At 51.8% G+C, this 5661-nt stretch carries 5 protein-coding genes; 4 read left to right on the forward strand and 1 reads right to left on the reverse strand.

The features are described from left to right. The first annotated feature begins 575 nt into the window (after positions 1-575). From CRG97_RS03670 to CRG97_RS03685, 4 genes are all read left to right on the forward strand, one after another. Positions 576-896 (forward strand): PadR family transcriptional regulator, encoded by a 321-nt coding sequence (locus CRG97_RS03670; RefSeq protein WP_098741811.1) that lies wholly within the window; start codon positions 576-578, stop codon positions 894-896. A gap of 70 nt (positions 897-966) precedes the next feature. Continuing rightward, positions 967-1308, forward strand: coding sequence for a DUF1048 domain-containing protein (locus CRG97_RS03675; protein ID WP_098741812.1), 342 nt, complete (start codon positions 967-969; stop codon positions 1306-1308). Positions 1309-1474: 166 nt separating this feature from the next. After that, positions 1475-2236 carry an ABC transporter ATP-binding protein gene (locus CRG97_RS03680; RefSeq protein ID WP_098741813.1) on the forward strand — a complete coding sequence of 254 codons (762 nt, stop codon included), beginning with the start codon at positions 1475-1477 and terminating at the stop codon, positions 2234-2236. After that, positions 2237-2986, forward strand: a complete 750-nt coding sequence (locus CRG97_RS03685) for an ABC transporter permease (protein WP_098741814.1) — start codon at positions 2237-2239, stop codon at positions 2984-2986. A gap of 89 nt (positions 2987-3075) precedes the next feature. Here CRG97_RS03685 and CRG97_RS33180 read toward each other — a convergent pair. Further along, positions 3076-5661 (reverse strand): WIAG-tail domain (locus CRG97_RS33180; protein WP_202618863.1); only part of this gene is annotated, 2586 nt, incomplete at its 5' end.

The raw sequence follows: 5661 nt of genomic DNA on the forward strand, positions 1-5661 counted from the left end.
ATATTAACGCGGTGTCGTGTTGAATTAAATACACAAAAAATAGCTGTCGAGACTTTCTCGACAGCCTGGCGAGCTTAAAGCTCGTCTTTTTTGCATGCATAAATTGATCCGGACGCAAGCTACCCCAAGCATCGCAAGACGGTTCATGTCGTTCTTAAAGGAGATGTTCGAATATGTCCCAAGCGCAAAAAGCAATCGCACTTTCCAGAATCCAGCGTTATCAAGCGCTGTATATTCATACGGTTTACGGAACGTGAAACGTAATAAATCGCGGGGCGATACTGGTTTTAAAAATATTTGGAAATCCGGTTGACAATCCATCTACTACGTATTACGATATACCTGTAGTAGGTCACACTGAATACCGACACCAATGAACAATGAGGTTGCGAAAATATTTTAAAGAAGTTGTTGACACCCTCTACTACTCAGTATTACAATGTACATGTAATGAGTAATACTTAATAGCGTGTTTTTCCAAATGCTATTAAGTAAAAATTTCCCTTAGTACTATGTTATACTGAATATAGGTAATACTAAGTAGGGGAGGGACGAAATAGAGGAGGCTTTCGAATATGGAAAATTTAACTGAAATGCTGAAGGGTTCGCTGGAAGGCTGTGTGCTGGAAATCATCAGCCGCCGTGAAACCTATGGTTACGAGATTACCCGCCGTCTGAACGAGCTTGGGTTTACCGAAGTCGTGGAAGGAACGGTCTACACCATACTCGTGCGGTTAGAAAAGAAAAAGCTGGTGAACATTGAAAAGAAACCGTCAGACATGGGGCCGCCGCGCAAGTTTTACTCACTTAATGAGGCTGGCCGCCAGGAGCTTGAATTGTTTTGGGAAAAGTGGGATTTCTTATCATCAAAAATCAACGTCTTGAAGTCAATCTAGCCTCATAAGATATTCCGTCCGATATTTTTGGAGTGCCTTGTTCAGCTTTATATAAAAGGAGGAAAATAATATGTTGGAAATGTTCAAAAAAATGATTGGTGATAAAAAAGAGTACAAAATGATGATGGCACGGGTTGAAGCCCTGCCTGAGGACTACCAGTTTGTATTTAAGAAAATTCAAAACTACATGTGGAATTTTTCGGCGGGCAACGGGATGGATATGCTGCACATGCAGTATGAATTAATCGAGTTGTTCGAAGCCGGAGCAGCTGAAGGCAGACAAGTGCTGGAAATCACCGGGGACGACGTGGCATCCTTTGCCGACGAACTAGTGGCTAACGCTAAAACCTATGTAGCCAAGTATCGGGAAGATTTGAATCAGAGTATCATGAACCGATTGGGGAAAAAATAAATTCAATAGATCATACCGACTGATTAGCTGGTTACTAATGTGAATTGCTGCCTTCGCTATTCAGTTAATTTTTAACCCGGTAGTAAGTTATACAGATTATCAGTACTACTAAATAGTAGGAGGCAATCTAGCTCCGCAAGGTGCTAATTATAAGGAGGAAAAAAATATGAGGAATGCAGCGATTTCTGTAAAAGGGTTAAAAAAATCCTTTAAAGACAAGGAAGTCTTAAAGGGGGTGGATTTTGAAGTGCGGCGTGGGGAAATTTTCGCGCTACTGGGCTCAAATGGAGCAGGCAAGACGACGACAGTCAACATCCTCTCGACGCTGATGAAGCCCGATGACGGCGAAGTAGGTATTTGCGGTTTTGACGTCCAGCGTCAACCGGATCATGTTCGCCAGAGCATCAGCCTGACAGGGCAGTTCGCAGCTTTAGACGGCATGCTTACCGGGCGGGAAAACCTGATGATGATCGCCAAGATGCGGGGAGTTTCCAATCCAGCTCAAGTCGCCGACGATCTGCTTGCAAGATTCAGCCTGACCGATGCGGGGGGCCGCCGGGCCGACAAATATTCCGGCGGGATGAAGCGCCGGCTTGACATCGCCATGAGCCTGATCGGGACACCAGCCGTCATTTTTCTCGACGAACCGACGACAGGGCTTGACCCCGAAGCGCGGATTGAGGTCTGGAATACCGTCAAGGAGCTTGCCGGCGGCGGCACGACCATCTTGCTGACGACCCAGTACCTGGAGGAAGCCGAACAACTGGCGGACCGTATCGCCATTCTGCATGGCGGAAAAATCATCACGACCGGTACCCTTACCGAACTCAAAGAGATGTTCCCGCCAGCCAAAGTGGAGTACATCGAGAAGCAGCCGACATTGGAGGAAATTTTCCTCGCGATCATCGGCAGCAAGGAGGCGATGTAAATGAAAAGCAAAACAGGGGTATTACTAGGGCGTTTAATGCGCAACATCATGCGCAGCCCGGACACAATTATCACGGTGGCGATTACGCCGATTATGATGATGCTGCTGTTTGTCTACGTATTTGGCGGCGCCATAGAGACAGGTACGGACAATTACGTCAATTATTTATTGCCGGGAATTTTGCTGATGGCTATCGCATCCGGCGTTGCTTACACTTCCTTGCGGCTGTTTACGGATGTAAAGAGCGGGTTGATGGCGCGTTTCATTACCATGCCGATCAAGCGCTCGTCGGTATTGTGGGCTCACGTGTTGACCTCGCTTGTTTCCAATGCGCTTACTGTCGTGGTGGTTTTCCTCGTCGCGCTCTTGATGGGCTTCCGCTCCGGCGCCGATATCCTGGATTGGCTCGCGGTAGCTGGGATACTCGGGTTGTTTACGCTGGCGCTGACATGGCTGGCGGTCATTCCCGGATTGACAGCGGGGTCTATGGAAGGGGCGACAGCCTACTCGTACCCGCTAATTTTCCTGCCGTTTATAAGTTCGGCCTTTGTCCCCACCGAAACCATGCCTAAAATTGTCCGTGCGTTTGCTGAGAACCAGCCCGTGACTTCAATCGTGAATGCGATTCGTGCCCTCTTATATGAAGGGACGGTTGGCAACGATATCTGGATCGCGCTTGCTTGGTGCGTTGGCATCATGGTCTTCGCTTACTTCTTCGCCAGTAAAACATTTAAACGCCAGTTAGGGTAAGTACACCAGTCCGGGAATGTGGAGAAATTGACGTAAAAGAGGCCCTCCCGTGTTACGCAGGGGAGGGCCTCCTTTGGAATGCTATGGTGTTACCGTGAAGGACCGATCGCAATCCAGGACATGAAACCATAGGCGAGATTGCAGTTAGCCTGGCGGCTCACTTCAAGGACGGCGGTATCCTCGCGCTGGGATTTCAGGGAGATTTGGAAGCCAGGATTGTTGCTCATCCCCACAATGATATAGTTGATCCCAGCAAAAGCTTCCTCGAATTGGACGGTTACCTCGGTTAACGCCTCAGCTCCAAATACAAATGGCGTCATGCCGAATTGCTGCAGCTTCGGCTGGCCGGCTGTGCTGCGTACTGGCGTAAAGGATAAATGTTCTAGCGTTACTGCGCTTTTAGCCAATTGTTGTCCGGTAACGGCTCCTTCGGCCAGATGGGTGCTTGTGACGGCGCCGTTTGCAAGCTTATCGCTATCAATGGAGCCTTCGGCTAACGTAAAGTTATTGAAGGCATCTGGTCCGAGGTGCTTGCTGCCGATGGCTCCGTTGGCAATTTGCATACCCGTGAGTGAGCCGTCGGCAACCTGCGATCCAGTAATGGTGGCATCCGCAATCTTGCTGCCGTCAATGGAGCCTTCGGCTAACGTGAAGTTATCGAAAGCATCTGGTCCGAGGTGCTTGCTGCCGATGGCTCCGTTGGCAATCTGCGCACCAGTCAGGGAGCCATCAGCAACGTGCGATCCTGTAATGGTGGCATTAGCAATCTTGCTGCCGTCTATAGATCCTTCGGCTAACGAGAAGTCGTTGAAGGCATCCGGCCCGAGGTGTCGGCTGGCGATGGCTCCGTCGGCAATCTGCGCGCCCGTGAGCGAACCATCTACAACGTGAGCGCCCGTGATGGAGGCGTCGGCAATCTTGCTGCCGTCAATGGAGCCTTCGGCTAACGTAAAGTTATTGAAGGCATCCGGTCCGAGATGCTGGCTGCCGATCGCTCCGTCAGCAATCTGGGCACCAGTGAGGGAGCCGTCAGCAACATGCTTGCCAGTGATGGAATCCTCCGCAATCTTGTTGCCTGTCACCGATCCATCGGCTAACGAGAAGTCGTTGAAGGCATCCGGTCTGAGGTGCTGGTTACCGATAGTTCCGTCGGCAATCTGCGCGCCAGTCAGGGAGCCGTCAGCAACGTGCGATCCTGTAATGGTGGCCTTAGCAATCTTGCTGCCGTCAATGGAGCCTTCGGCTAACGTGAAGTCATTGAAGGCATCCGGTCCGAGGTGCTTGCTGCCGATAGCTCCGTCGGCAATTTGTGCGCCAGTCAGGGAGCCGTCAGCAACGTGCGATCCTGTGAGGGAAGCCTTAGCAATCTTGCTGCCGTCAATGGAGCCTTCGGCTAACGGGAAGTTATCGAAGGCATCTGGTCTGAGATGCCGGCTGCCGATAGTTCCGTCGGCAATCTGCGCGCCCGTGAGCGAACCATCTACAACGTGAACGCCCGTGATGGAGGCGTCGGCAATCTTGCTGCCATCAATGGAGCCTTCGGCTAACGTAAAGTTATTGAAGGCATCCGGCCCGAGGTGTCGGCTGCCGATGGCTCGGTCGGCAATCTGCGCACCAGTCAGGGAGCCATCAGCAACGTGCGATCCAGTGATGGAAGCCTCCGCAATCTTGTTGCCTGTCACCGATCCATCAGCTAACGAGAAGCTATTGAAGGCATCCGGACCGAGATGCTGGCTGCCGATCGCCCCGTTGGCAATCTGCGCACCAGTCAGGGAACTGTCAGCAACATGCGTGCCAGTGATGGAAGCCTTAGCAATCTTGCTGCCGTCAATGGATCCATCGGCTAACGAGAAGTTGTTGAAGGCATCAGGTCCGAGGTGCTTGCTGCCGATAGTTCCGTCGGCAATCTGCGTGCCCGTGAGCGAACTATCTACAACGTGAGCGCCAGTGATGGAGGCATTAGCAATCTTGCTGCCGTCAATGGAGCCTTCGGCTAACGAGAAGTCGCTGAAGGCATCCGGTCCAAGATGCTGGCTGCCGATGGCCCCGTCGGCAATTTGCGCACCAGTCAGTGAGCCTTCGGCAATCTGGGCGCCCGTGAGCGAACCATCCGCAACGTGAGCGCCAGTAATGGAAGCCTGAGCAATCTTGCTGCCGTCAATGGAGCCTTCGGCTAACGTGAAGTTATTGAAGGCATCAGGTCCGAGGTGCTTGCTGCCGATAGTTCCGTCGGCAATCTGCGCACCAGTGAGGGAGCCGTCAGCAACATGCGTGCCAGTGATGGAAGCCTCCGCAATCTTGCTACCGTCAATGGATCCATCGGCTAACGAGAAGTTGTTGAAGGCATCAGGTCCGAGGTGCTTGCTGCCGATAGTTCCGTCGGCAATCTGCGCACCAGTGAGGGAGCCTTCGGCAATCTGTGTGCCTGTGAGCGAACCATCCGCAACGTGTTCGGCGGTGATGGAAGCCTTAGCAATGTTGCTGCCTGTTACTGATTCTTCGTCTAGGGTAAAGTTATCGAAGGCATCTGGTCCGAGATGCCGGCTGCCGATGGCGCCGTCAGCAATTTGCGCACCAGTCAGGGAGCCTTCGGCAATCTGTGTGCCTGTGAGCGAACCATCCGCAACGTGAGCGCCAGTAATGGAAGCCTGAGCAATCTTGCTGCCGTCAATGGA

Source organism: Paenibacillus sp. EZ-K15 (genome assembly GCF_002573715.1).
Taxonomy (GTDB): Bacteria; Bacillota; Bacilli; order Paenibacillales; family Paenibacillaceae; genus Paenibacillus_AQ.

What these genes read in the sequence shown, in the direction of transcription:
- CRG97_RS03670 (WP_098741811.1), top strand. Translation starts at nt 576, where the DNA reads ATGGAAAATTTAACTGAAATGCTGAAGGGTTCGCTGGAAGGCTGTGTG.
- CRG97_RS03685 (WP_098741814.1), top strand. Translation starts at nt 2,237, where the DNA reads ATGAAAAGCAAAACAGGGGTATTACTAGGGCGTTTAATGCGCAACATC.
- CRG97_RS03680 (WP_098741813.1), top strand. Translation starts at nt 1,475, where the DNA reads ATGAGGAATGCAGCGATTTCTGTAAAAGGGTTAAAAAAATCCTTTAAA.
- CRG97_RS03675 (WP_098741812.1), top strand. Translation starts at nt 967, where the DNA reads ATGTTGGAAATGTTCAAAAAAATGATTGGTGATAAAAAAGAGTACAAA.